Consider the following 26,318-nt stretch of genomic DNA (forward strand, 5'->3'; position numbering starts at 1 on the left):
CACGCTCTCTTTGTTGGCCGGCTCGCGCGGTTGGGCGCGGGCCGGGCCGGTAATCAGGTTGTAGGCCGTCAGCCCAGTGTGGCCGTGGCCAGCTTGGCGCCGAAGCCGATGAACATCGCCCCGACCCCGCTCGACATACCTGCGGACAGGCGTCGGCGGCGGCGGAACGCATCGGCCAGCCTTGCGCCCACGAAGATGATCGTGGTCAGGTAGGCGAAGCTGCAGATCTGGCAGACCAGGCCCAGCGCCACGAACGACAGCGCCGGAACGGCGAACTGCGGGTCCACGAACTGGATGAAGAACGAGATGAAGAACAGGATGGCCTTCGGGTTCAGCAGGCTGATGAACAGCGCCTTGCTGAACGGGTTCGACGCGCGATCCAGCGACGCCACCGCCTTCGTGGCGACATCGGCTTGCGCCGACCAGTTACGCACCGCGCCACGCAGCATCTGGAAGCCGATCCAGGCCAGGTAGGCCGCACCCACGTACTTGACCGCGTGGAACAGCCCCGGGCTGGCCTTCAGCAGCGATGCCACGCCAGCGGCCGACAGCACCATCAGGATCGCATCGCCGAGGAAAACGCCGCATGCCCCCTTGTAGCCGGCGCGCACACCGCGCTGCGCGGCCACCGACAGCACATACATCGAATTCGGCCCCGGCAGCAGCACGATGAAGATCGTGCCGAGCACAAAGGTCCAGAAATCAGTGATGCCGAGGTTGGCATGCATGAAGGCGTTCATGGGCGTTTCCCGTTCAGGCTCTCGTTTCTCGATCTCAGGCAGCGGCCTTGGCGCGGGCGTCCTGCATCAGCTTGGTGAAGCGGTCGAACAGGTACGCGATGTCGTGCGGACCGGGCGACGCTTCCGGGTGACCCTGGAAGCAGAAAGCCGGCTTGTCGGTCAGCGCGAAGCCTTGCAGCGTGCCGTCGAACAGAGACGTGTGCGTGACGCGGGCGTTGGCCGGCAGCGTCGATGCATCGACCGCGAAGCCGTGGTTCTGCGACGTAATCACCACACGGCCATCATCATGGTCCTTGACCGGATGGTTGGCGCCATGGTGACCCGTGCTCATCTTGAGCGTCTTGGCACCCACGGCCAGGGCCATGATCTGGTGGCCCAGGCAGATGCCGAAGGTCGGGATACCGCGGGCGATGAACTCGCGCGTGGCGGCGATCGCGTAGTCGCACGGCTCCGGGTCGCCAGGGCCGTTCGACAGGAAGATACCGTCCGGATTCAGCGCCAGGGCGTCGGCCGCGCTGGCTTGCGCCGGCAGCACGGTCACCTTGCAGCCGCGTTCGGCCAGCATGCGCAGGATGTTGAACTTGACGCCGAAGTCGAAGGCGACCACGTGGAACTGCGGCTTGTCCTGCTTGCCGTAGCCTTCGCCGAGCTTCCACTCGGTCTGGGTCCACTCATACGGCTCCTTGACGGAGACGACCTTGGCCAGGTCCATGCCTGCCAGGCCCGGGAACGAGCGTGCCAGGTCGATAGCCTTCTGGACATTGTCCTCACCAGCCAGGATGCATCCGTTCTGGGCGCCCTTCTCGCGCAGGATACGGGTCAGCTTGCGGGTGTCGATGCCCGCGATCGCCACGACCTTTTCCTGCTTCAGGTAGTGGGCGAGGGTATGTTCCTTGCGGAAGTTCGAGGCCAGAATCGGCAGATCTTTGATGATCAGGCCGGCGGCATGGACTTTCGTGGCTTCTACATCCTCAGGGTTGACGCCGTAATTGCCGATATGCGGATACGTCAGCGTGACGATCTGCCGGGAATAGCTCGGGTCGGTGAGGATTTCCTGATAACCGGTGATGGCGGTGTTGAACACCACTTCGCCGATCGTATGGCCGGAAGCGCCGATGGAATAGCCACGAAAGACCGTGCCGTCTGCAAGCGCGAGGATGGCGGACGGAAAAGACGGTAACACGGGTAGGCTCCTGCTGGATTCACCCCGTGACCGACCTGCTCAACGCCTCGTGCCCCGTGGGCGAGTCCTCAGCCATGTGCATGGCGAGACTCCCGGCGGAGGCTCTTTCGTCACTTCGCACAATGTCTGCGTGGTGCACGAAAAGCCCTCGCGAATATGGGGGCGGCGGAAGGTGGAATACGGTAGGCGCTAGGGTGAAGGGTTCTGAAAGCGAAACTTTCGAATTATATCCCGCCGCACCCAATTTCTCAAGTTTTCAAGGACTTGCGTTTGCCATGCCTGCCAGGCGGCCCGTCATTCACGACCGCCCGGCACGCCGGTCATGCCGCGGCGGGTACCACGGCGGTGACCTCGATTTCCACCTTCGCGCGTGGCTCGACGAGGTCCGCCACCTCCACCGCGGTCATCGCCGGAAAGTGGCGGCCGATGATGTCACGATAGTGCTGCCCGATCGCCTTGTAGGCACCCACGTACTCGGCCTTGTCCTTCACATACCAGGTCATGCGCGCGATGTGCTCGGGCCGCGCCCCGCCCTGCTCCAGCACGGCGACGATATTGCGCAATGCCTGCGCCACCTGCAGCCCGAAATCGTCGGTTTCGAACTCGCACTGGCCGTTCCAGCCGATCTGCCCGCCGACGAAGATCAGGCGGCTGCCCACCTGCATCTCGGCGAGCATGCCGTTGGCGTATCCCTTCGGAGGTGCCCAGTCGGGCGGCTGCAATGTCTTCAGCATGATGTCGATTCCAATCCAGAGTTCAGAGTTATCCGTCAGGCCGCCAGGAAGCGTCCCATTGCATGTCGTACGGGGTCAGGCAGGGCCTGCGCGGTCATCGTCCGTGTGTCGACGCAGACGAGCCGCTGAGAGATGTGCATACGCGTGCCGCCGTCCGGCCCGGCCAGGCGGACCTCGACCGAGAAACTGCTTCGGCCGATATGGGACACGCGCAGTTCTCGTGTGAGCAGTTCGCCAAGCCGGCTTGGCGCCTCGAAGCGGCATTGCAGTTCGGCCGTCGGCACCCCCGCATGACCGGTCAGATGCATCGCATCGAACGGCCAGTCGAGCGCTTCGGCGAACCAGTCCTCGATAAAGTCGTTCAGCATCTCGAAATAGCGCGGGTAGAAAACGATGCCGGCGGTATCGCAATGCTTGAAACGCACACGCACCTGATTGGTGAACACGTCGTTCATGGCTACGCGCCCTCTGCCGCCATCTGCCGCAGGCGGAAGCGCTGCAGCTTGCCCGTCTCGGTACGCGGCAGCGCCGCCACGAACTCGATGCGACGCGGGTACTTGTACGGGGCGATCTCGCGCTTGACATAGTCTTGCAGCGCCGCCCGCGTGGCGTCGGAGGGCTCCACGCCGGGACGCAGTACCACGTATGCCGTCACGACCTGGCCACGCTCCGCGTCCGGCGCGCCGACCACCCCGCATTCGGCCACCCACTCATGCCGCATCAACGATCCCTCGACCTCGGGCCCGGCGATGTTGTACCCGGCCGAGATGATCATGTCGTCCGAACGCGCCTGATAGAAGTAGTAGCCATCGGCGTCGGCCATGAATGTGTCGCCGGGCAGATTCCACCCGTCGCGCACATATGCCTCCTGGCGCGGATCGTCCAGATAGCGGCAGCCCGTGGGCCCGCGCACCGCGAGCTTGCCTACCGTGCCCGGCGGCACCGGCTGCATGTTCTCGTCGACGATACGGGCTTCGTACCCCGGTACCACGCGACCCACTGCGCCCGGACGCACGTCGGCGCCAGCACTGGAAACGAAGATATGCATCATCTCCGTGCCGCCGAGGCCGTCGGTCATCTCGATGCCAGTGGCTGCCTTCCAGGCCTGCCGCGTGGCATCGGGCAGCGCCTCGCCAGCGGACACGCTCTTCCTCAGGCTCGACAGATCGAAGTTCTTTACCAGCGCCGCCATCTGCCGATAGAACGTCGGCGCGGTGAAAACGATCGTTGCGCGATGGTCCTGGATCAGCTTGAGCAGCAGTTCCGGCGTCAGCCTTTCCGACAGCGCGGTACTGGCGCCAATGCGCAGCGGGAAGCAGAGCATGCCGCCCAGCCCGAATGTGAATGCGATTGGCGGCGTGCCACAGAAGACGTCGTCCGGCGTGGGCTTGAGCACGTGGCGCGGGAACAGGTCGCACATCGCCAGCACATCGCGGTGGAAGTGCATCGTGCCCTTGGGTTGTCCCGTGGTGCCACTCGTGAACGCGATCAGGCAGATGTCATCGGCGGCCGTGTCGCACGCGGTGAACGTGTCGGGCTTGCCCGCCATCGCGGTTTCGAGCGCATCGGCACCCTCTCCGTGGAAGTAGCGCACGCGTTCGAGCGTCGGACAAAAGTACTCGCCATCGGCACGCCGGTTCGCGTCCAGCTCGTCGCGCAGACGTGCATCGCAGAGCGCGGCCGTCACCTGCGCCTTGTCGATGATCTGCTTGAGCTCCTTGGCGCGCAGCAGCGGCATCGTTGGCACGGCGATCAGTCCTGCCTTGAGCGTGGCAAGCCAGCTCGCCGCCATCATCAGGTTGTTCGGGCCGCGCAGCAGCACGCGATTGCCCGGCACCAGCCCCATGTCCTCGACCAGCACATGCGCGATGCGATTCACGAGCGCCGCCAGTTCGGCATAGGTCACGGTCTCGATACGGCCCGCGTGCTCATGGCGCACCGCCACGCGGCCACCGCTGCCGGCCGCCACATGTCGGTCCACAAGCTCCACTGCCGCGTTGAGGCGATCGGGGTAGCGCGTGTCGTCATTGAAGTGGAACACCGGCCACGTCTGCGGCGGCGGCAACCTGTCCCGTGCGAAGGTATCAACATGAGCGGTGGCTGGGTGGGGGGCGGCCATACTTGTCTCCTGTCTCGTGTTCTATCGAGCTGCCAGCGTCTCGCGCGCAATGATCAGCTTCTGCACTTCGGTGGCGCCTTCGTAGATCCGCAGCGAGCGAATCTCGCGATAGAGGCTTTCCACTCGCGTGCCAACCTTGACGCCCAGGCCGCCGAACATCTGCACGGCCCGGTCGATGACTTGCTGCGCGTTCTCGGTGGCGACCATCTTGGCCATCGCCGCCTCGCGCGTCGTGCGCTGCTGCCTGACATCGCGCAGCCAGGCGGCGCGATAGGTCAGCAGCGCGGCGGCATCGATGGCTGTAGCCATGTCACCGATCGCCGCCTGCGTAAGTTGCAGATCCGCCAGCACGCCGCCGAACATCGGGCGCGACGTGGCGCGTGCCAGCGCATCGTCCAGCGCCGCGTGGCCGAAGCCAAGCGCGGCGGCGGCCACCGAGGCCCGGAAGATGTCGAGTGTCATCATCGCCACCTTGAAGCCCTGCCCCGGCTCGCCCAGACGGTTGCCAACGGGTACGCGGCAGTCATCGAAACGCAGTGTTGCCAGAGGATGGGGCGCGATCACGTCGATGCGCTCTGCAATGGACAGGCCCGGAGTATTGGCATCTACCACGAACGCGGTGATGCCGCGCGCGCCGGCTGCCTCCCCAGTGCGTGCGAACACGCAATAGAAGTCGGCGATGCCGCCGTTCGATATCCACGTCTTGGCGCCGTTTAGCACGTAGTGCGTGCCGTCATCGGACAGCTTCGCGCTGCATTGCATCGCTGCCACGTCGGAACCCGCCTCGGGCTCGGACAGCGCGAATGCCGCAATGGCCTCGCCCTTCGCCACGCGCGGCAGATAGCGCTCGCGCACCGCGTCGCTGCCGGCCAGCGTGATCGCGCCCGAGCCAAGGCCCTGCATCGCGAAAGCAAAGTCAGCCAGACCGTCATGGCGCGCCAGTGTCTCGCGCAGCAGGCAGAGCGCGCGCGAATCGAGCGCGGGCAGCGCGCCGCCGAACGCCGCCGGTACGCAGTAGCGGAGCCATCCCGCCTGCCCAAGCTGGCGCACCAGCGTGCGGCACGCCGCGTCGGCGTCGTGGTGATCGACGTCGCGCAGGTTCTCGCCGCACCAGGCATCCAGATCGCGCTCGAGCGAACGGTGCGCATCGTCGAAGAACGGTAGTTCGAGGTAGGTCTTGTCGCTCATGTCAGCCCCTCAATCGCCTTCGAACACCGGTTTCTGCTTCGCGACGAACGCGTCATAGGCCCGCCGGAAGTCGCGCGTCTGCATGCAGATGGCCTGGGCCTCCGCCTCGGCCTCGATCGCTTCGTCGAGCCCCATATTCCACTCCTGATGGAGCAGCTTCTTGGTAACGCCATGCGCGAAAGTCGGACCCGCGGCGATCTGCGTGGCCAGCGACTGCGCCTCGGCCAGCAGCGTGTCGGAAGCGTGCAGCGCGTTGAAGAAACCCCATTGCAGCCCTTCCTCGGCGCTCATCGATCGGCCGGTGTAAAGCAGTTCGCTCGCTCTCCCCTGCCCGATCACGCGAGGCAGCAGCGAACAGGCGCCCATATCGGCGCCAGCCAGACCAACGCGCACGAACAGAAACGCGGTCTTCGTCAGCGCGGTACCCAGACGCATGTCGGAGGCCAGCGCGATCATCGCGCCGGCGCCTGCGCAGATGCCGTCGATCGCGCTGATGATCGGCTGCGGGCAGGCGCGCATGGCCTTGATCAGGTCGCCGGTCATGCGCGTGAAGTCGAGCAGCTCCGGCATGGTCATGCGCGTCAGCGGGCCAATGATCTCGTGTACATCGCCGCCAGAGCAGAAATTCCCGCCCGCGCCGGTCACCACCACGGTCTTGATGTCGGTGGCGTAGCACAGACTACGGAACAGGTCGCGCAGCTCGGCGTAGGAATCGAACGTCAGCGGATTCTTGCGCTCTGGCCGGTTCAGCGTGATCGTGCCGACCTTGCCGTCCGCCGAGACGGACCACAGGAAATGCTTCGGTTGATAGTCCGCAAAGGCGCGCTTGTGGTGGCGCATGTCCAGTGCAATATCGCTCATGTGTTGTCTCACTCCACTCTGTTTGATCGTTCAGCCCGCCATCACCTCGCCGCCGGCCACCGGCACGGATTGCCCCGTGATCGCGGACGCCGAGGGCTGGCACAGCCAGGCCACCGCGTCAGCCACTTCATCGGGCCGTACCAGACGCCGCTGCGGGTTACGCGCGGCCAGTTCCGCGCGCGCCTGTTCTTCCGAGCGCCCCGTCTTGCCGACGATATTGGCCACCGCGTCGCGCACGATGTCGGTTTCGGTATAGCCCGGGCACACCGCGTTGACCGTCACGCCCTTGGTCGCCAGTTCCAGCGCCAGCGAGCGGGTCAGGCCGATCACGCCGTGCTTCGCCGCGCAATAGGCGCTGACGTAGCCGTACCCGATCAGGCCGGCCGTGCTGGCGACATTCACGATGCGCCCCCAGCCCGCCTCGAGCATTGCCGGCAGCGCCGCTTGCGTGCAGATAAAGGTGCCGGTCAGGTTGACCTCGAGCATCCGCTGCCAGAGCGCCAGATCGGTCTTGCCGAACGGCGCGCTGTGCGCCTGACCGGCGTTGTTGACCAGCAGCGTGATCGGCCCGCGTGCTTCAGTGGCACCGGCAAAGGCTCCGCTCACCCAATCGGCATCCGTGATGTCCGCGCTGACCGCGCCCAGCGCCGCGCCTTCGGTCACGCACGATTGCAGCGCGTGAACGGTCGCATCAAGCGCTGCCTGCTCGCGACCCAGCAGCGTGACGCTGGCGCCATCGGCCAGCAGCCGGCGCGCGATGGCGGCACCGATGCCACGCCCACCGCCAGTCACCAGGGCGTGACGCCCTTGCAATGCATTGCCCATGGTCATTTTCCCGGCTGCTGCGCGTACGATGCGGCGCGGGCAAGGTTGGTTTCCAGTTGCCGTTTGCCAGACACGTACTGCTTCGGCCACGTGACATCGCGATAGCCCAGCCTGGCCGCCTCGTGCAGCGTCCACGCCGGATCGGCCAGATGCGGACGCGCAATCGCGCAAAGATCAGCCCGGCCAGCCGCCACGATGCTGTCGACATGATCGGCCTCGAAGATCGCGCCCACGGCGATGGTCGGGATGCCCGCCTCATTGCGGATGCGGTCGGAGAACGGCGTCTGGTACATCCGGCCGTAGACCGGCGCCTGATCCGGGCTGACCTGGCCTGATGAACAGTCGATCATGTCCGCGCCAGCCGCCTTGAAGGCGCGTGCGATCTCCACCGCATCGTCGGCGGTGATACCGCCCTCGACCCAATCGTGCGCCGAGATCCGCACCGACATGGGCTTGTCCTGCGGCCACACGGCCCGCACGGCTGCAAACACTTCCAGCGGATAGCGCAGACGGTTGGCGAGCGATCCGCCATACGCGTCGGTACGGGTGTTGGTCAACGGCGAGATGAAGCTCGAAAGCAGATAGCCGTGGGCGCAGTGCAGCTCAAGCCAGTCGAAGCCAGCTTCCGCCGCGCGCTTCGCGTTGGCCACGAAGTCATCACGCACGCGGTCCATGTCTTCCTGCGTCATTTCGCGTGGCACCTGCGACACACCGGGCATGTACGGCAGCGCCGACGCGGAGATCAACGGCCAGTTTCCGTCCGCCAGCGGGTAGTCCATCTTCTCCCAGCCAAGCTGGGTCGAGCCCTTGCGCCCGGCATGGCCAAGCTGCATGGCGATCTTCGTATCGCCGTTGGCGTGCACGAAGTCAACGATGCGCTTCCACGCATCGCGCTGCGCGTCATTCCACAACCCCGGGCAAGCCGGCGTGATGCGCGCGTCTGGCGACACACAGGTCATCTCGGCCACAACCATGCCGGCGCCACCGAGGGCGCGGGAACCGAGATGCACCAGGTGGAAATCGCCCGGCACGCCATCGACCGACGAGTACATCGCCATCGGGCTCACCACCACGCGGTTCTTCAGGGTGACGCCGCGCACTGTGAATGGTGTGAACATCGGCGGCAAGGCAGCATCGCCGGCAGCCGCGCGCAGCTTCAGCGTCTCCTGTGGCACGCCGGCCTGCGCGGCCAGCCATTGCTCGAAGTTGTCGACGTATTGCGCATCGCGCACGCGCAGATTCTCGTGCGAGATCCGCTGCGAGCGCGTCAGCAACGAATAGGCGAACTGCTCGGGCGCCATGCCGGCATAGCGCTCGACGTTCTCGAACCATTCGGTCGAATTGCGCGCCGCGTTCTGGATCTTGAGCACTTCCACGCTGCGTGTGGCCTCGTAGCGGGCCAGCGCTTCCGGCAAGCCGTCGACACCGGCGGCGCGATGCTCGCCGATCGCCTCCGCCAGATCGATCGCATCTTCCAGCGCCAGCTTGGTCCCCGATCCGATCGAGAAGTGCGCGGTATGCGCCGCGTCCCCCATCAACACCACCGGCACGCGGCGGCCGTCGTCCAGGGTGTTCCAGTGCACCCAGTGATGGCAGATCACTCGCGGAAAGCGAATCCAGATCGCCGAGCCACGCAGATGCGCGGCGTTGCTGATGAGCTTGTTGCCGTCGAGATACTTGGCGAACAGCTTCTCGCAGTAGGCCACGCCCTCCTCCTGGCTCATCTGTTCAATGCCGGCGGCCTTCCAGACCGGCTCAGGCGCCTCAACGATGAACGTCGACGTGTTGTCGTCGAAGCGATAGGCGTGCGCCTGGAACCAGCCATGCTCGGTCTTCTCGAATGCGAACGTGAAGGCGTCGAACAGCTTGTGCGTGCCGAGCCAGACAAAGCGGCACTGGCGCGTGTCGATATCTGGTTGGAAGCTCTCGGCATAGCGTGTGCGGATGCGGCTGTTAAGGCCGTCCGAGGCAATCACGAGATCCGCGTTGTACTGCCGCGCCAGCGCCTGGTCATCGCTGACATCGGTCTCGAACACCAGCTTCACGCCGAGCGCCTCACAGCGTGCCTGCAGGATATTGAGCAGGCGCTTGCGGCCGATGCCGATGAATCCGTGCCCACCGGATCGGATGGTGCGCCCACCGATATGAATGTCGATGTCGTCCCAGTGATTGAATGCCGCGTTGATCTCGGCCGCGCTGACCGGATCGGCCTGTTTCAGGTTCTCGAGCGTCGCATCAGAGAACACCACCCCCCAGCCGAAGGTGTCGTATGGCCGGTTGCGCTCGGCCACGATCACCTCGTTGGACGGATTCTGCAGCTTCATCAGCAGGCCGAAGTACAAGCCCGCCGGGCCGCCACCAATACATAGCACGCGCATCTGGTCGCCTCCTGCAAGCCGTCAGCCGACGGCTCTACATCAGGGTTAAATATTTTATGCTTAAAATATTAGGCGGCATGCCGAGATCTGGCAAGGGGTTTTTCAGGGAGCCCGCAAGTGCCGGGCTCCCTGCCCTTCTATGCCTGCGTCAGGCCAGCGACTCCTTCACCTGCTCCAGCGCCGTCGGGTCCTCGATCGTGGTCAGGTCGCCCGGATCACGGCCTTCCGCTACCGCCTGAATGGCGCGGCGCAGCAATTTGCCCGAGCGTGTCTTGGGCAGCGCATTGACGAAGAACACGCGCGCCGGTCGCGCCACCGCGCCGAGCTGCTGCTCCACCGTCTTCATCAACTCCCCCTCGAATGCCATGCGGTCCGCTTCGGTTGCCGTGCGCCCGGCGTCACGCGCAATGCAGAAGCCCATGGCGACCTGGCCCTTCAGCGCATCCTGCACGCCGACCACGGCCACCTCGGCCACGCCCGGGTGCGACGACAGGCTTTCCTCGATCTCGCGGGTGCCCAGCCGGTGGCCTGCTACGTTGATCACATCGTCGGTGCGACCGAGGATGAAGACGTAGCCATCCTCGTCGCGGATACCCCAATCGAACGTGGAATAGCACTGACGATTCGGCACCGCCGACCAGTACGTGCGAATGAAGCGGTCGTCGTCGCCCCAGACCGTCGACATGCAGCCCGGTGGCAGCGGATAGTCGATCGCCACCACGCCCTTGGTGTTTGGCGGACACTCCTCGCCGGTGACCTCATCGACGATGCGCAGGTCGTAACCGTAGGCCGGCACCCCGGGAGATCCCAGTTTGGGTGGCAGCGCTTCCACGCCGCGCTGGATCGCGATGATCGGCCAGCCCGATTCGGTCTGCCAGTAGTTGTCGACCACGGGCTTGCCGATGCCGTCCTGAATCCAGCGCGCGGTAGGTTCGTCCAGCGGCTCACCCGCCAGGAACAACAGCCGCAGGCTGGACAGGTCGTGACGCTTGAGCAGCGCCGGGTCCTGCTTCTTGAGTACACGGATCGCCGTAGGCGCGCTGAACATGATGTTGACGCCGTACTGCTCGACGATCTTCCACAGGATCGCGCCATCAGGACGAATCGGCGTGCCTTCGTACATGACCGTGGTCATGCCCGCCAGCAGCGGCCCGTAGACGATGTAGCTATGGCCCACCACCCAACCGATATCGGACGCGGTGAACATCGTGTCGCCCGGCTTGCCACAGAAAATATTTTCCATCGACGTGGCCAACGCCACCGCGTAGCCACCGGTGTCTCGCTGCACGCCCTTGGGCTTGCCCGTGGTGCCCGACGTGTAGAGCACGTAGGACGGCTCGCTCGATTCCATCCAGACGCATGGCACGGCCTGACCGGCCACCTTGTCACGCCAGGCCGCGTAGTCCTCGTCGCGGCCGCTGACCAGCGGCATCTCCGCCAGCTTGCGGTCCACCAGCAGCACCTTTTCGGGATGATGACCAGCCAGCCGGATCGCCTCATCAAGCAGCGGCTTGTACGGCACCACCTTGCCCGCACGCGAGCCAGCATCGGCGCTCACGATCACGCGTGGCTTGGCGTCGTCGATACGGGCTGCCAGGCTGACCGAAGCAAACCCACCGAACACCACCGAATGCACGGCGCCGATGCGCGTGCAGGCCAGCATCGCGAACATTGCCTCCGGAATCATCGGCATGTAGATCAGCACCCGGTCGCCGCGCTGCACGCCCAGCCCCTGCAGCGTCGCCGCCATGCGCGTGACTTCGTCATGCAACTCGCGGTAGGTGTAGGTGCGTTCGGTATCGGTCTCGGTCGAGACATAGACCAGCGCCCGCTGGTCGGCACGCGCGGCCAGGTGTCGGTCGATAGCGTTATGGCAGATGTTGGTGCGCCCGCCGACGAACCAGCGGGCGAAAGGTGGGCGACTGTCGTCGAGCACGCGTTCGAAGGGGGTCTCCCAATCGATGCGTGCGGCCTGTTCGGCCCAGAATCCTGCCGGATCGGAAAGGGAGCGCGCGTGCAGTGCGCGGCTTGCCGTCATGGTATGTCTCCTCCGCTATATGGGTGATCAGTGCGGTGTTGATGGCTTGAACAGTTCGACAGGCGCAAACCTGCCGACTACCTCTACTGGTTGCACGACGCGGGGTTCTTTTCCACCTGCGTTCGGATGCCGGCCATCTTTTCTGGAGAATCTACCATGACAGCGTCCAGCCCCAAACGCTTTGCCTCGCAATAGTCAGCCTGATCATTTACGCCGAATGCCACGAGGTTGGCCGCCACTTTCGACCGGTAGCAATGGACAGAGGCTTTGGTCCAAAGCACCGCCTGAACCGGCGAATGCCCTTCCCCGAGCGTGAAGGTCTCAACCACGTCCACGTTGCGCCGCATCTCGAATCCCGCCCACACACCTGAAACGGATGGCGCATCGCAGCGCTGGCCAAGCGTTGCGGAGACCAGTCGACGCCGGGTCACGTCACGCGCCTCGGCCAGCCGCGCGCGTGGCCAGGCTGCGAACGTATTCTGGTAGTCGGCCTCGGTCGAGTAGATCAGCACGCGGCTCCAGGCGTCTTCGGCATCCAGCACCGCGGCCACCGCGGCCGTCTGCGCCGCCGCCGGCATCGACTTCATGTCAAGAATGATCGGCACGTTGGCCGGGATGGCACGCAATGCCTGCTGCAGCGTGGGAATGCCGACCGGACTGTCGCGATAGGGGTAGCGCTTCACGCCATCCGAACCCATTTCGGCGAAGGACCAGCCGGCATTGAGCGTCGCCAGCGTGGCGGCGCTGAAATCGGCCACCTTGCCCGATCCATTGGTCAGCGCTGACAGGTCGCTCGGGCGGTACAGCACCGGCACGCCATCGAGGCTCGTTTGCACCGACAGCCAGATCACGTCGGCACGTTGGCGCAATGCCGACTCGATCGCCACAAGCGTGTTTTCCGGGCGATCCGCCGTGCCACCGCGATGCGCCACGAGCTTGGGCAGAGGGTAATCGGGTTCGTCATCCTCCTGCGCGCGCTCGCATGACGCGCCAAGACACGCCAAGAGAATCGGCAGGCAACAGACGGTTTTGGGGAAGGACATCGGGCAGTTCCATTGGTGGATCAGACTGCCCTTTTGCCACCCTTCGCCGACTACGTTCTTGATGCCCATCAATTTGCATGACGGAGGCACGGCGCGTCCCCGGCCCAGCGTCTAGCGTGGAACCGGGTTGCCAGAATTTCGCGGCGTCAGGAGGTCGCCGCGCGCGCAGGTGCTACTGCGCGCGGCTCGACTTGGATTTGGTCGCTGGCGTCGGCGACGGCTTGCTTTCACGCGTGGCGGACTTGGCCGACGACTTGCTCGTGGAACCGTGCGGCGAGGTCTCCACCACCACCCGCTTGCGGGGTTCGGCCTTGGCTGATCGCGACGACTTCTCGACCTTATCGGATTTCTCCGACTTTGCCACGGCCTGTGTCTTGCCACCCGACTTGCCACGTGGCGCGGCCTTGGCTGGCGCTTCGTCTTCGTCCCCGGCGCGCTCCGCCCGCATGGCGGCGGCGGAGTTCGGACGCAGCATCAGCACCAGACTCTGTCCGGCAACAAGCTTGCTGCCGGAGAGCTTGTTCCACGACTGCACCTGCTTGACCGACACGCCATAGCGACGCGCCACCGTGGACACCGTATCCTTGCGCCCCGCCCGCACCACAACGCGCTTGGCGTCAGGCACATCCGGCTCCACGGCCAGCATGGCCGTATCGACCAGCGATGCGCTGATGTCCTGGTCGTGGCGCTCGGTACGCGGAATCATGACGGTCGAACCGGCCTTCAGGCGCATCCCCTTGGGAATCCGGTTGATCTCGCGCAGCGTGTCCACATCCACATTAAGCCGCGCAGCCAGCGACTCCACACGTTCCCGGCTATCCACGGTCACCGTCGTCCAGCTCGACAACCCGCCACGATAGGTATTGAGGTTGTACTGGAAGCGCTCGGCGTTCTCGAACGGCAGCAGGATCTGCGGATTGGCCGCACCCAGGATCACCGGCCGGTTGAACGACGGATTGAGCGCCTTGAACTCGTCCAGCGGCATATTGGCCAGCTTGGCCGCCAGCGCCACGTCGATATCCCGCGAGGTCGTGACCGTCACGAAGTACGGATGATCGGGAATCTCGGGCAGCCTGACGCCATACGCGGCCGGGTTGGCGATGATGTTCTTGACCGCCTGGAGCTTCGGCACGTAATAGCGCGTCTCGGTCGGCATGGTCAGGCTGGCGTAGTCCGTGGGCAGCCCCCGGGCCTGATTGCGCGCGATGGCCCGCGACACGGCGCCTTCGCCCCAGTTGTAGGCGGCCAGCGCCAGTTGCCAGTCGCCGAACATGTCGTAGAGCCGTTGCAGATAGTCGAGCGCCGCGTCGGTCGATGCCAGCACGTCGCGCCGCTCGTCGCGGAACATGTTCTGCTTGAGGTTGTACGTCTTGCCCGTGCTCGGGATGAACTGCCACATGCCGGCGGCCTTGGCCGTGGATTCCGCCTGGGGATTGAATGCGCTCTCCACGAACGGCAGCAGGGCCAGCTCGGTCGGCATCTTGCGCCGCTCGAGTTCCTCGACGATGTGGTAGAGGTAGCGGCTCGACCGGCCCACCATCCGTTCCATATAGTCAGGGCGGGCCGCGTACCACTGCGTGCGATCATCGACCAGCGTGCCTTCCAGGTCAGGCATCGCGAAACCCTTGCGGATGCGGTCCCAGATATCGCTGGACGGCCCGCGCAGCCAGTCCACGCTGGACTGGTCGACATTCACGACGGTAGAACGGGATAACGTGCCGGCGCGACCGGTGCTGTTGAGGGTATTGAGCGGGTCCTTCTTCGGACCGGATTCCAGGGCGGTCGGCGTGCCGGACAATTCGCCGGCGGGCGGTGTGGGTGTGCTGGCGCAGGCTGCAAGCAGCGTGGCACACGCAACTACCGCCAGAAATCGACCAAATCGCATTAAGTTCTCTGAAAGTGACGCCAAAAAGTTGGCCTGATGCTATGGAAAAGCCCCCCTCGCGTCAATGAGATTTTCCCCATGATGCAATTTGAGTCAATTGTCCTCGCCCAGCCCGCAACCGGATTGTCCCATCCGCGTTAACGAAAGCCGTCCTTCCAGCCGCGCAGCGCACCAAAAGCCGCCGCGTCATCGCTCACGTCACCGCCCTGCGCCCGCACAGCCTGGCGGACGGCGGACTCGCGGGACCGCAAGAACGGATTGACCGCGCGCTCGTGCGCCACGGTCGTTGGCACCGTAGGCGTGCCGGCCTCGCGCAGGGTATCCACCCGCGCCGCCCACGCCGCCAGATCCGGGTTGGCCGGCTCGACGGCCCGGGCAAAGCGGACGTTGCTGCGCGTGTACTCATGGGCGCAGTAGACGCGCGTGTCGCCGGGCAGTGCCGCGAGCTTGTCCAGCGATGCCAGCATCTGGGCCGGCGTGCCTTCGAACAAGCGCCCGCAGCCGCTGGCGAACAGCGTGTCGCCACAAAACACCACGGGGCCGGCGCCGGGCAGGTCGCCGACATAGGCCACATGGCCCGCGGTGTGGCCGGGTACATCCAGTACCCGGAACGTCACTGCCGGATGACGCAGCGTGACCGTGTCGCCTTCGCGCACGGCCTGCGTCCGGTGGGCGATTCGCTCGCCCTGCGGGCCGATCACCGGCAGTGGCTCGCCGTTCGGCCCACTCGGATGACGCGCGAGGAGGTCTGATACACCACCCTGGTGATCCCCATGGTGATGGGTGATTACAATAGCGCCCAGTGCCAGCCCGCGTTGCGCCAGAAACTGCTCGACCGGTGCGGCCTCGCCTGGGTCCACCACGGCCGCGCTATGCCCGTCGTGGATTGCCCAGATATAGTTGTCCTGAAAGGCGGGAATCGGCTCCACTTTCAACATGCGTGCTCCTCTATGTCCAACCGACCGATTATAGATTGGGAAGAATGGCTAGCCTCGCCACCCGGGCAGTACGTGCTCGAGTGGGAAGGCCAGCAGTATGACCGGACGGTAGCGGACATTTTTGGCTATCACGCGGTGCAGTTCGGCCTGCCCGCCATCGACACGTTGCGCGAGAACCGGATGCCGTTCTCGGCGCTGGCGCTGGACGGCCGCGCGGGCCCGCACGGGCCAAGGGAGACCCATCCCGATGCGCGGCAACTGCTGTGCCGGTTCGACGAACTGCCCTTCGACACGCAGAGCATCGACCTCGTCACGCTACCGCACGTCCTCGAATTCTCGGAAGACCCGCACGAAGTGCTGCGCGAAGTCTCGCGCGTGCTGATGCCCGAAGGGCGCGTGGTGGTGACATGCTTCAACCCGATGAGCCTGTGGGGCGCGCGGCAGGGCCTGAACCGCCTTGGCGCCATGCCCTTCCTGCCAAGTGACGCCCAAACCATCGGGTTCGTGCGAATCAAGGACTGGCTCAAGCTGCTCGGGTTCGAGATCATCCGGGGCCGCTTCGGCTGCTACTGCCCGCCCTATCGCACGGAACGCTGGCTGCAGCGCGCGGCATTCATGGAGAAGGCCGGCGACCGCTGGTGGCCGATCTTCGGCGCGGTCTATATGATCTCGGCGGTCAAGCGCGTCAAGAATATCCGCCTGGTGGGCCCGGCCTGGAAAACACCCAAGTCGGCGTTGAAGCCAGTAGCGGCTCCGGTTGCCACGCCCACGGGCACGCACGGCAAGACCCCCGGCCAGGACAGCTAGGACCATCACCTTATATCCATGCAAGAAGTCACGATTTACTCCGACGGAGCCTGCAAGGGCAATCCCGGCCCCGGCGGCTGGGGCGCCGTGCTCGTCGCCGGCGGCCACGAGAAAGAACTGTTCGGCGGCGAAAGCCCCACCACCAACAACCGCATGGAGCTGATGGCGGTCATCGAGGCGCTGCGCGCGCTCAAGCGCCCATGCATCGTCAATATCTATACGGACTCGCAGTACGTGCAGAAAGGCATCAGCGAGTGGATTCACGGCTGGAAGGCGCGCGGCTGGAAGACAGCGGACAAGAAGCCGGTCAAGAACGCCGACCTCTGGCAGGTACTGGATGAAGCCCAGAAACCTCATCAGATCACGTGGCACTGGGTGCGTGGTCACAACGGGCACCCCGGCAACGAGCGCGCGGATGCGCTGGCCAATCGGGGGGTGGCATCGATCAATACCTGAGCCGTCGTTTACAATCCTGCCCATGCGACAAATCGTCCTCGATACCGAAACCACCGGCCTCAATCACGCAACAGGCGACCGCCTGATCGAAATCGGCTGTGTGGAACTGGTGAATCGCCGCCTGACAGGCCGCCACCTCCACTTCTACGTCAATCCAGAGCGCGACATCCACGAGGATGCCATCGCGGTGCACGGGATCACACTCGATTTCCTGGCCGACAAACCCAAGTTCGCCGAGATCGTCAACGAGGTCCGTGACTTCGTGCAGGACGCCGAACTGATCATCCACAACGCGCCCTTCGACCTTGGCTTCCTGGATATGGAATTCCAGCGCCTGGACCTGCCGCCGTTCCGCCAGCACGCCAGCGGCGTGATCGATACGCTGCGTGAAGCCCGCCAGATGTTCCCGGGCAAGCGCAACTCGCTGGATGCGCTGTGCGACCGACTGGGCGTCAGCAACTCCCATCGCACGCTGCACGGCGCACTGCTCGATGCCGAACTGCTCGCCGAGGTCTACCTGGCGATGACGCGCGGCCAGAACTCACTGGTCATCGACATGCTCGACGGCGCCGCCACGGATGGCGAGACGCGTAGCACCGCCGACCTGTCCGCCATGACGCTGCCCGTGCTATTGGCCTCCGAGGAAGAAATCTCGGCGCACATGGGTGTGCTCAAGGAACTCGACAAGGCAAGTGGCGGCAAGACGGTCTGGCAGGATGCCTCCCCTGCCGAAGCCGCCACTCAGTAGGGCCCGGCGCCTCCCGAGGGATTTCGAAGAAAATTCGAAAAAGGGCTTTACAAGATACCGGCCCATCGGCATAATCTCGTTTCTCCACTGCACGACATCAGCAGCAACGATGACGAAGCAGCATGGGTGGTTAGCTCAGCGGTAGAGCACTGCCTTCACACGGCAGGGGTCACAGGTTCAATCCCTGTACCACCCACCAAAATTTGTGGCTTGCAACGCCTAACGTTGCCGTGAACCCGGATCGCTGACGAGCTTTCCGGGTTTTTTGTTGTCTGTCGATGACCGACGGTATTCGCCGTCCTTCACGGATCACGACACTGGGCCCATCGAACGCCTATCGACAACGTCGACGCCCTACCCGCCCTCTCGACCAGCCGATCATGGCTGGTGATTCTTGTCGTTTCGGCAAGTACATACCTTGCGACGCTGCCGCTTGATCATCCCGGATGAGGCTCACCGACTCGCGCCAAGCCTGCAGGTGTCGCGCGCCCCTGGCGGATTGACAGCTCCGAATGCCCCGCTGAACGGTGGCACTGCTCTGCCCCAACTTGCCAAGGAGTGTCTTAATCACTTTGATGGAGATCATCCCCCTCAAGCGCCAAGCGATGTTGAAATAGAGATGTGCAGTGCCTTCCAAGGTGTTGTCATCGGGGCGTGATCGAAGCAAGCTAGTATCTGATACGCCCTTTCTCCGTCAGGCCGTCGCCGTGTCGCAGGCTCCCCAGAAGATGCCTGCGGCTTGACCAGGCGATGCGCGCCTCCGATCGAAACGCGAAACCGGCCCGCCCGGTTGCAGAAAAAGGCCCCAACTCCACATGACTGGTCCTCCTGCCAGCCACGACACCGAAAACCAATCGCCACCCATCTGGCACACGCTCACCGACACACAGGTCGGGCAGGCCCTGCAGACCAGCGCAGCCGGTCTGAGCGCAGCCGAAGCCTCCCGTCGACTGGACGAGTACGGTCCCAACCGTCTCGCGCCACCCAAGCGCCGCGGCCCGCTGATGCGGCTGCTGCTGCAGTTCCACAACATCCTCCTCTACATCATTCTCGGCTCGTCGATCGTCTCGGCGATTCTCGGACACTGGGTCGATGCGGCCGTGCTGCTCGTGGCAGTCGTGATCAATGCCGTCATCGGGTTCATCCAGGAAGGCAAAGCCGAAGCCGCCATTGATGCCATCCGCGCCATGCTCGCCCCGCTTGCGTTCGTGATTCGCGACGGCCAGCGGCACGAGATCGCCGCTGCGGATCTCGTGCCGGGCGATGTGGTCGCGCTGGCTTCGGGGGACCGGGTGCCCGCCGATCTGCGCCTGACCTCGGTCAAAGAACTGCGGGTCGAGGAGGCCGCGCTCACCGGCGAATCGCTGCCCGTGGAAAAGAATGTCGCGCCCGTAGCGGAAGACGCGCCGCTGGGCGATCGCTTCGACATGGCGTACTCCGGCACGCTGGTGGTCTACGGCCAGGCGACCGGCATCGTGGTCGCAACGGGTAGCACCACGGAACTGGGCAGGATCAATGAGATGCTCAGCAGCATCGAAAGCCTGTCGACACCGTTGGTACGGCAGATCGATCGTTTCGGACGCGGTCTGGCGGTAGCCATCCTGTTGCTCTCCACCGTGGTGTTCGTGGCTGGCATCCTCTGGCGTGGCCACTCCGCAGCAGACATGTTCATGATGGCCGTGGCGCTGGCAGCCTCCGCCATCCCCGAAGGGCTACCGGCGATCATGACCGTCACGCTTGCGCTCGGCGTGCAGCGCATGGCCCGGCGCCATGCCATCGTGCGGCGCCTGCCGGCGGTGGAGACGCTGGGATCGGTGACAGTGATCTGCTCCGACAAGACCGGCACACTGACGCGCAACGAGATGACCGTGCAGCGCATGGTCTGCGCGGGCCATGTATTCGATGTCGGGGGCGTCGGTTATTCGCCGGTGGGAGACTTCAGCATCGACGGGCACGTCGTCGATCCCATGAGTTGCGCGCCGTTGGTCATGGCCTTGCGCGCCGGCGTACTCTGCAACGACGCCAACATGCGCAATGACGACGGCATGTGGCATGTCGAGGGCGACCCGACCGAAGGTGCATTGCTGGTGGCTGGCGCCAAGGCGGGCGTGGAGCAGCAGAATCCGGAATCCGGCTGGCATCGGCTCGATTCCATCCCCTTCGAATCCGAGCACCGCTTCATGGCCACCTACCACCACGATGCCAATCATGCGCCGTGGATCCTGGTAAAGGGTGCGCCCGAGCGCATCCTCGACATGTGCGCGCGGCAGTGGAATCTCGATGGGGAGCACCGGCTGGACGTGGACTACTGGCGCCGCATGGCGACCGACACCGCAGCGCAGGGCCTTCGCCTGCTCGCCCTGGCCTGCAAGCGCGCGGCGCCCGTGGGCGACAAGCTCGCGTTCTCCGATATGGAAACCGGCTACACGATGCTGGCGCTGGTCGGCATCATCGATCCCCCGCGCGAGGAAGCCATCCGTGCCGTCAACGAGTGCCACCACGCTGGCATCCGGGTCAAGATGATTACCGGCGACCACGTCGAAACGGCACGCGCGATCGGCGCGCAACTGGCGATCGGCGTCGGCAAGCCCGCCTTGACCGGCAGCGAGGTGGCATTGATGGACGATGCCGCACTGCGCCGGGTGGCGATGGAAGTGGACGTATTCGCGCGCGCCAGCCCAGAGCACAAGCTGCGCCTGGTCAGCGCGCTTCAGGACGGTGGCCAGGTCGTGTCGATGACCGGAGACGGCGTCAACGACGCGCCCGCGCTCAAGCGGGCCGACGTTGGCGTCGCGATGGGGCTCAAGGGCACCGAGGCGGCCAAGGAGGCTTCCGACGTGGTGCTCGCCGACGACAACTTCGCGTCGATCGCCCACGCGGTGCGCGAGGGTCGCGCGGTCTACGACAACCTGAAGAAGTTCATCCTCTTCATGTTGCCGACGAACGGCGGCGAGGCGCTGATCGTGATCGCCGCGATCCTGTTCGACCTGCCATTGCCCGTCACCCCTGCCCAGGTACTCTGGATCAACATGGTCACGTCCAGCACGCTGGGACTGGCGCTCGCCTTCGAGCCCGCCGAGGCCGGCATCATGGCGAAGCCACCGCGCCCGGTTGGAGAAACGCTGCTGTCGGGCTTCTTTGTCTGGCGCGTAACGATGGTATCCATCCTGATGATGGCGGGGGCGCTCAGTCTGTTCCTGTGGGAACTATCCGACGGCACCAGCCTGGAAACCGCGCGCACGATGGCTGTCAACGCAGTGGTGGCCGCCGAGATGTTCTACTTGCTCAACAGTCGGCATATCCTGAAGACCGTGCTCAACCGCGAGGGGCTGTTCGGCAACCCGTATGTGCTGCTGGCCATTGCCGCCTGCGTGCCGCTGCAGCTAGCCTACACGCACCTGCCACTGATGCAGGCAGTGTTTGATTCCACCGACCTGTCCGCGCTGGAGTGGTGCAAGGTGATCGGCGCCGGCCTGCTGGTGTTCTGCGTCGCCGAACTCGAAAAGATCCTGATCCGACGCAAACCGGCTGGTAAGCGTCTGGCTGCCGATTGAACCTGCCATTGAACGATTAGCGAGATGCCCATGACGACTCTCCCCGCCACCTCCCCGCCCGCAAGCCTGATGCTGGCCACCGACCTGAGCCCACGCTGCGATCGCGCCCTGGACCGTGCAGCGGGACTGGCCCAGGCATGGAAGGCCGAACTGATCGTGGCCCATGTGCTCGACCCCGCCGCGCACCCGGACCAGGCACTGGCCTGGGCTGCCGATACCGGCGGTGACGGCGATGCCCTGCATATCGCCCGCCGACAGATCGATCGTGACCTGGCCGGACTCCCCGTACGTGCCGAGGTGCGAATCATGAAGTCCCGGGATATCTCGGAGACGATCCGCAACATGGCAACCGTTTCCGGCGTCGGCCTGGTGGTCACCGGCGTTGCGCGGTATGAGCTGCTTGGCCGGTTCCTGCTCGGCTCTAGCGTCGAGCGCCTGGCGCGCACGCTCGCGCAGCCGTTGCTGATAGTGCGGAATCGCCCGCACGCGCCCTACCGCCGGATTGTTGTGGCCACCGACTTCTCCGAAGCCTCGCGCAATGCGCTGCTGACGGCGGCGCAGCTTTTTCCGGGATGCGAACTGACGGTTTTTCATGCCTACCTGCCGCCTTTCGCGGGGCTGACCGACACGCAACCGCAGCCTGCCTCCGCGCAAGCGCAGGAGCGCGCGCAGTACGACGCGTTTATCGCCGCCACCGCCTTGCCCGCTGGAACGCGCGTCACACCGCTGATCGTGCGTGGTGGGTTGGAATTGCACCTGACCCAGCACGTCCGCCAGCACGATGTCGACCTGGTGGTGATGGGCGCGCAGGGTCGCGATGCCCTGACTGGCGCGTTGCTGGGCAGCACTGCCGCAAAACTGCTCGACTGCCTGCCCTGCGACTCAATGGTCGTGCCCCGGCCGCGCTCGGTGGGTTGAAGGTATCGGGGAAAAAGGCAACCCGGCCAGACGGAGCGTCAGCAACATCGATGTCCGCGACGTTCTCACGGTCGGGAGCCTTTGCGGTAGCCACGCCATGCCGCAAGCGGTCGCCTCCCGCTGTCAGTCGCCTCCGACCTGCTCCCCGCCACCAGAACCAGAACCAGAGGCAGGCGGCAGGTCCGGGGACGCCCACAACATCTCCTGCAGCGGGCGGCGCTGCCGCCAGCCAATCTGCTCGAGCATCGGCTTTTCATAGAATGCCGGCACGGGCCCCAGGCACAGCAGCCCGAACGGCGTGGCGCCTTCGGGAAGCTGAAGTTCGCGTGCCAGCGCTTCGGGGTCGAACATCGAGACCCAGCCTAGCCCCAGGTTTTCGGCGCGAGCCGCCAGCCAGAGATTCTGCACGGCGCACGCGGCGGACGCCCACGCCATCTCACGCGGCATGCTGCGCCGTCCGAAGACGGTACCGTCATCCGGCGCCAGCACCACGGCCAGCAGTTCAGCGCAATCGCGAATACCCTCCACCTTGATCCGTAGGAATTCCGCGGCCCGTTCCCCCAGGGCCTGTGCCGTGGCCTGTCGCTCGGCCTCTACGAATGGAATCAGGTGTTCGCGCCAGGCTGGCGTGCTCAGGCGCATGAAGCGCCACGGCTGCATCAGGCCCACTGAGGGCGCCTGGTGCGCCGCATCCAGCAGCCGTTCCAACTGCTCATCGCCAAGCAACGGCCCGGGCGTGAAATGACGGCAATCGCGCCGCAACGCCATGATGCGGTAGAGCGCTTCGCGCTCGGAAGCTTCTACGTGCGGGCCTGACATGCTTTTTCTTCCTTGTTGTCGATGTCCGCGTCATCCCGAAACGGAATGCAACGCCTGGACGCCCGACAAATACCAAACAGCAGCGGCAAGCGCAAGTCGCAGGTTACTTCGACTGGAACCCCGGCAGGCCCGACGCCCATTTGCTGGCGGCCAGCGCCTTCGCGCATCTGACGGCGGCCTGGAAGTCGGCCTTCAGGTCCTCGACGGCGATGTGGCGACGAAAGAAATCGGCCCAGACGAACTCGGCGAATGCCGTAGGCGTCTTCTGATACCCACCGGCATCGCGCACGTAGCCGGCCAGCGACCGGTACGGATCGTCGATCAGTTTTTCCAGATGGGACGGGATCAGGGTGTAGCAGTGGCGCACCCCGTTCTCGTCCAGCGGATGCACCCACTGGTTCTTGTCCATCTCCCCCCAGAAATCGCCTGGCGCGCTGGTGGAGAGATCGGCCTCCACCATAAAGAAGCCGGACGTAAGGCCCGCCTCCAGCGCAGCCCGGCCAAGGTGATGGTGATCGGTGATGTAGAGCTTGCCTCCGGGGCCTTCGACGGCCGGAATCGGATGCGCCTCCATGAACGCCTGCTGATCCTTGGGCTTCAGCGAGGCCAGGTGCGTCTTCTTGTCCTGCACTTCGATCATGCCCACTGTCAGTTGGGTGGGATGCAGATCGTGGATCAGTGATTCTCGGATCTTCGGCACGGCGGTCGCCCTCCTGGCACATGGTTCGATCCAGGGCCGCAATCCGAAGCGAGAAAGCCGCGCCTCGCAACGTACGTCTCATAAAGAAAGCGGCCCTGGTTCCCGCAAGTATAGGAAACCAGGGCCGTCCCTCCGCTCGGCAGGTGCCTGCGGCGTTACCCGTGTCAGACCACCTCGAAGAAGTGCGTGCGGTCCCGGTCGAGTTGGGCGATCAGGCCAAACTCCCAGTCGAGATACGCCTGCATGGCAGCCGCGGCATTGTCGGTGCCTTCATAGGGCCGGCGATACCGATCCGTGCGCGGTACGGCGAGACGAGTTTCCCCCTGCTCTACCGGCAAACCGGCCTCCACCCAGGCCGCCGTGCCGCCTTCGAGCACGAAGACCTCGGCCGACGTCAGCGCCCGCAGATCAACCGCTGCGAACCTCGCCAGCAGGCTCGATCCACAGGTGAGCACATAGCGCTTCGCTGGCCGAATCGCCTTGATCGCCTGAGCCAACTGGGCACGGATGGCAAACCATGCGCCGGGGATATGGCGCTTGACGTAGTTGACGCTGGCGGTCACGTCGATCACGGCGACGTCGCCTTCCTTCAGCCATGCAGCCAGCGTGGCAGGCGAAACGGTCGCCACCTCGGGCGATGGCGGAACGTTCGCGGCCGCCAATCCACGTTCGCTGCGCTCATGTTCGCCAACGGGATCGACAACATAGACTTCCCACCCCATCTGCGCCAGCCACGACCCGCTCATGTTCGCGCGTACGCCATCGTCATCGGCCAGCACGATGCGCGCGCCACGTACTGGCGCCTGATGGTCGGTCTCCTGCACCAGTTGTCCACCGGGCGCGCTGCGGAATCCCGGCAAATGGTCGGCCGCGTATTCCTCGGGCGTGCGGACGTCGAACTGGTAGACCGTGCGGCCCGGCACATGCAGGGACGCCAATTCGCCAAATCCGATACGACGGACCCCAGCCCGCGCCGCAATGGCACGGGCGCCTTCGCGCGCCTTGCCGTGGTTGGCGGCATCCACCTGCAACGGCGCCACACGGCTCGCGCCGTGGTCCAGTTCCTGGCCGGCCAGCTTCCAGCCGATCGTGCCATTGCGCAGCGCCGCCACCGGGTTCGGAATTCCGGCGTTGACCAGCGATTGTGTGCCGATGATGCTGCGCGTGCGGCCCGCGCAATTGACGATCACTTGCGTCGCCGGGTTAGGGGCCAACTCGCGAATCCGCAGCACCAGTTCGGCACCGGGCAGGCTCGTGGCCGTGGGAATGCTCATGGTCTGATATTCGTCGAAGCGGCGCGCGTCGACGATCACCACGTCGGCTTTGCCGTCAATCAGCGCCTGCACCTCGGGTGCGGCCAGCGACGGCGTGTGACGTTTCGCCTCCACCAGTTCACCGAACGACTTGCTCGGCACGTTCACGTCACGAAAGACCTCACCGCCTGCAGCGATCCATGCGGTCAGACCACCATCCAGCAACGAGACGTCGGTGTAGCCAAGTTCCCGCAGTCTGGCCGCCGCGCCCGGGGCCAGATCCTCGCCATCGTGCTCGCCGTACACGACGATGCGCGTGTCGCGGCGCGGGATGCGCGCCCAGGCTTCGAGTTCGAGCTTCGACAGCGGAAAGTTGGCCGCCCACAACGGATGCTGCTGCGCATAGGGGTCTTCCTCCCGCACGTCGATCAAGGCGATCTCGGTGCGGTCCAGCAATGCCTGGCGCACGGCCAGGCTAGTTGTCGTCGGAAACGATTGAACTTCAGTCATGACGCGATGGGGTCCTTCGAACGATCCCATGGATTGGGCAAGGTGGAATTGGAATAGCCGGAGATGAATGCCTTGCTGCCGCCGGTCTCCGGAAAGACATGCCGGCGTACCGCGCCGATATTGGCCCCGTACACATGGATGCTGATCGATACGCGGTCATCGTACGCATTGTGCACGCGATGGATGTCGCCAACCGTCGGCGACACCGCCTCCACGTCACCGGGGTTCAGCCGCGTTGCCTCGCCTTGTGGCTGCGGCGTGCCATCGGCATCGATCTCGAACGGCTGCGCGTATTCGGACCCGCGCAACATGCCGATCAGCCCCCATACGGTGTGATCGTGGATGGGCGTGCGCTGGCCCGGCCCCCACACGAAGCTGACAATCGAAAAGCGCTCGGCGGAGTCGCAGTGCAGCAGCATCTGCTGGTAGTACTCGGGATGCGGCTGCGCGTAGGCATCGGGCAACCAGTCGTCTCTGGCCACGAGTTTGGCCAGCAGGCTGCCGCCCTCGTCGAGAATGCGGGCTTCGTCGGGATGCTGGTCGAGCAGCGCCGTGAAAGCGGTAATGAAATCGCGCAGGGGCTTGAGCGCCTGCGCAGGGGTTGGCGATGTGGACATGCCA

The 26,318-nt window shown here is 64.9% G+C and carries 22 protein-coding genes and 1 tRNA gene; 6 read left to right on the plus strand and 17 right to left on the minus strand.

The genetic code is table 11. The features are described from left to right. Positions 1 to 68 precede the first annotated feature (68 nt). From leuE to gloB, 13 genes are all read right to left on the minus strand, one after another. Positions 69 to 740, minus strand: a complete 672-nt coding sequence (gene leuE, locus K6G35_RS10040; RefSeq protein ID WP_008641643.1) for a leucine efflux protein LeuE — start codon at positions 738 to 740, stop codon at positions 69 to 71. A gap of 34 nt (positions 741 to 774) precedes the next feature. Then, on the minus strand, positions 775 to 1,923 hold the full coding sequence (carA, locus tag K6G35_RS10045) for a glutamine-hydrolyzing carbamoyl-phosphate synthase small subunit (protein ID WP_011516902.1): 1,149 nt from the start codon (positions 1,921 to 1,923) through the stop codon (positions 775 to 777). 320 nt (positions 1,924 to 2,243) lie between these two features. Further along, positions 2,244 to 2,657, minus strand: a complete 414-nt coding sequence (locus K6G35_RS10050; protein WP_008641641.1) for a RidA family protein — start codon at positions 2,655 to 2,657, stop codon at positions 2,244 to 2,246. 35 nt (positions 2,658 to 2,692) lie between these two features. Then, positions 2,693 to 3,112 carry an acyl-CoA thioesterase gene (locus K6G35_RS10055; protein ID WP_008641640.1) on the minus strand — a complete coding sequence of 140 codons (420 nt, stop codon included), beginning with the start codon at positions 3,110 to 3,112 and terminating at the stop codon, positions 2,693 to 2,695. Between the two features lie 2 nt (positions 3,113 to 3,114). Beyond that, positions 3,115 to 4,776, minus strand: coding sequence for an AMP-binding protein (locus K6G35_RS10060; protein WP_035882300.1), 1,662 nt, complete (start codon positions 4,774 to 4,776; stop codon positions 3,115 to 3,117). Between the two features lie 21 nt (positions 4,777 to 4,797). Continuing rightward, positions 4,798 to 5,964 carry an acyl-CoA dehydrogenase family protein gene (locus K6G35_RS10065; protein WP_495675628.1) on the minus strand — a complete coding sequence of 389 codons (1,167 nt, stop codon included), beginning with the start codon at positions 5,962 to 5,964 and terminating at the stop codon, positions 4,798 to 4,800. Positions 5,965 to 5,973: 9 nt separating this feature from the next. Continuing rightward, positions 5,974 to 6,825 (minus strand): enoyl-CoA hydratase family protein, encoded by an 852-nt coding sequence (locus K6G35_RS10070; RefSeq protein ID WP_035882299.1) that lies wholly within the window; start codon positions 6,823 to 6,825, stop codon positions 5,974 to 5,976. A gap of 30 nt (positions 6,826 to 6,855) precedes the next feature. Then, complete coding sequence (locus K6G35_RS10075; protein WP_008641636.1) at positions 6,856 to 7,650, minus strand: SDR family NAD(P)-dependent oxidoreductase; 795 nt, start codon at positions 7,648 to 7,650, stop codon at positions 6,856 to 6,858. A 2-nt stretch (positions 7,651 to 7,652) separates the two neighbouring features. Beyond that, the gene (locus K6G35_RS10080; protein WP_495675629.1) at positions 7,653 to 10,028 is read right to left on the minus strand and encodes a bifunctional salicylyl-CoA 5-hydroxylase/oxidoreductase; all 2,376 of its coding nucleotides are present in this window, start codon (positions 10,026 to 10,028) and stop codon (positions 7,653 to 7,655) included. A gap of 148 nt (positions 10,029 to 10,176) precedes the next feature. Then, positions 10,177 to 12,066, minus strand: a complete 1,890-nt coding sequence (locus K6G35_RS10085) for a propionate--CoA ligase (RefSeq protein WP_495675630.1) — start codon at positions 12,064 to 12,066, stop codon at positions 10,177 to 10,179. A gap of 83 nt (positions 12,067 to 12,149) precedes the next feature. Then, complete coding sequence (locus K6G35_RS10090; protein WP_200876279.1) at positions 12,150 to 13,109, minus strand: glycerophosphodiester phosphodiesterase family protein; 960 nt, start codon at positions 13,107 to 13,109, stop codon at positions 12,150 to 12,152. A gap of 172 nt (positions 13,110 to 13,281) precedes the next feature. Further along, on the minus strand, positions 13,282 to 14,994 hold the full coding sequence (locus K6G35_RS10095) for a transglycosylase SLT domain-containing protein (protein WP_035882295.1): 1,713 nt from the start codon (positions 14,992 to 14,994) through the stop codon (positions 13,282 to 13,284). A 137-nt stretch (positions 14,995 to 15,131) separates the two neighbouring features. Beyond that, positions 15,132 to 15,932 carry a hydroxyacylglutathione hydrolase gene (gloB, locus tag K6G35_RS10100; RefSeq protein ID WP_035882293.1) on the minus strand — a complete coding sequence of 267 codons (801 nt, stop codon included), beginning with the start codon at positions 15,930 to 15,932 and terminating at the stop codon, positions 15,132 to 15,134. 12 nt (positions 15,933 to 15,944) lie between these two features. On the opposite strand from gloB, the gene K6G35_RS10105 reads away from it, so the two are divergent. The 6 genes from K6G35_RS10105 (at position 15,945) to K6G35_RS10130 (ending at position 22,415) form a co-directional block, all read left to right on the plus strand. Continuing rightward, complete coding sequence (locus tag K6G35_RS10105) at positions 15,945 to 16,739, plus strand: class I SAM-dependent methyltransferase (RefSeq protein ID WP_011516914.1); 795 nt, start codon at positions 15,945 to 15,947, stop codon at positions 16,737 to 16,739. Between the two features lie 18 nt (positions 16,740 to 16,757). Beyond that, positions 16,758 to 17,195, plus strand: coding sequence for a ribonuclease HI (gene rnhA, locus K6G35_RS10110; RefSeq protein ID WP_008641621.1), 438 nt, complete (start codon positions 16,758 to 16,760; stop codon positions 17,193 to 17,195). A 22-nt stretch (positions 17,196 to 17,217) separates the two neighbouring features. Beyond that, positions 17,218 to 17,943, plus strand: a complete 726-nt coding sequence (gene dnaQ / locus K6G35_RS10115) for a DNA polymerase III subunit epsilon (RefSeq protein ID WP_495675631.1) — start codon at positions 17,218 to 17,220, stop codon at positions 17,941 to 17,943. A gap of 124 nt (positions 17,944 to 18,067) precedes the next feature. Next, a tRNA-Val gene (locus K6G35_RS10120) sits at positions 18,068 to 18,142 on the plus strand. A 616-nt stretch (positions 18,143 to 18,758) separates the two neighbouring features. After that, the gene (locus K6G35_RS10125; RefSeq protein WP_495675632.1) at positions 18,759 to 21,497 is read left to right on the plus strand and encodes a cation-transporting P-type ATPase; all 2,739 of its coding nucleotides are present in this window, start codon (positions 18,759 to 18,761) and stop codon (positions 21,495 to 21,497) included. Positions 21,498 to 21,527: 30 nt separating this feature from the next. Continuing rightward, positions 21,528 to 22,415 carry a universal stress protein gene (locus K6G35_RS10130; RefSeq protein WP_008641614.1) on the plus strand — a complete coding sequence of 296 codons (888 nt, stop codon included), beginning with the start codon at positions 21,528 to 21,530 and terminating at the stop codon, positions 22,413 to 22,415. Between the two features lie 123 nt (positions 22,416 to 22,538). Here K6G35_RS10130 and bluB read toward each other — a convergent pair whose 3' ends face one another. The 4 genes from bluB to K6G35_RS10150 form a co-directional block, all read right to left on the minus strand. Next, entirely contained in the window at positions 22,539 to 23,234 is a 696-nt protein-coding gene (gene bluB, locus K6G35_RS10135; RefSeq protein WP_495675633.1) for a 5,6-dimethylbenzimidazole synthase, read from the minus strand. 103 nt (positions 23,235 to 23,337) lie between these two features. Further along, positions 23,338 to 23,934 carry a ParB-like protein gene (locus K6G35_RS10140; RefSeq protein ID WP_008641610.1) on the minus strand — a complete coding sequence of 199 codons (597 nt, stop codon included), beginning with the start codon at positions 23,932 to 23,934 and terminating at the stop codon, positions 23,338 to 23,340. 164 nt (positions 23,935 to 24,098) lie between these two features. Next, positions 24,099 to 25,697, minus strand: a complete 1,599-nt coding sequence (locus K6G35_RS10145; protein ID WP_495675634.1) for a rhodanese-related sulfurtransferase — start codon at positions 25,695 to 25,697, stop codon at positions 24,099 to 24,101. Beyond that, entirely contained in the window at positions 25,694 to 26,314 is a 621-nt protein-coding gene (locus tag K6G35_RS10150; RefSeq protein WP_008641596.1) for a cysteine dioxygenase family protein, read from the minus strand. The genes K6G35_RS10145 and K6G35_RS10150 overlap by 4 nt, the downstream gene beginning before the upstream one ends. Positions 26,315 to 26,318: the final 4 nt, after the last annotated feature.

This window comes from Cupriavidus sp. HY129, assembly GCF_059492215.1.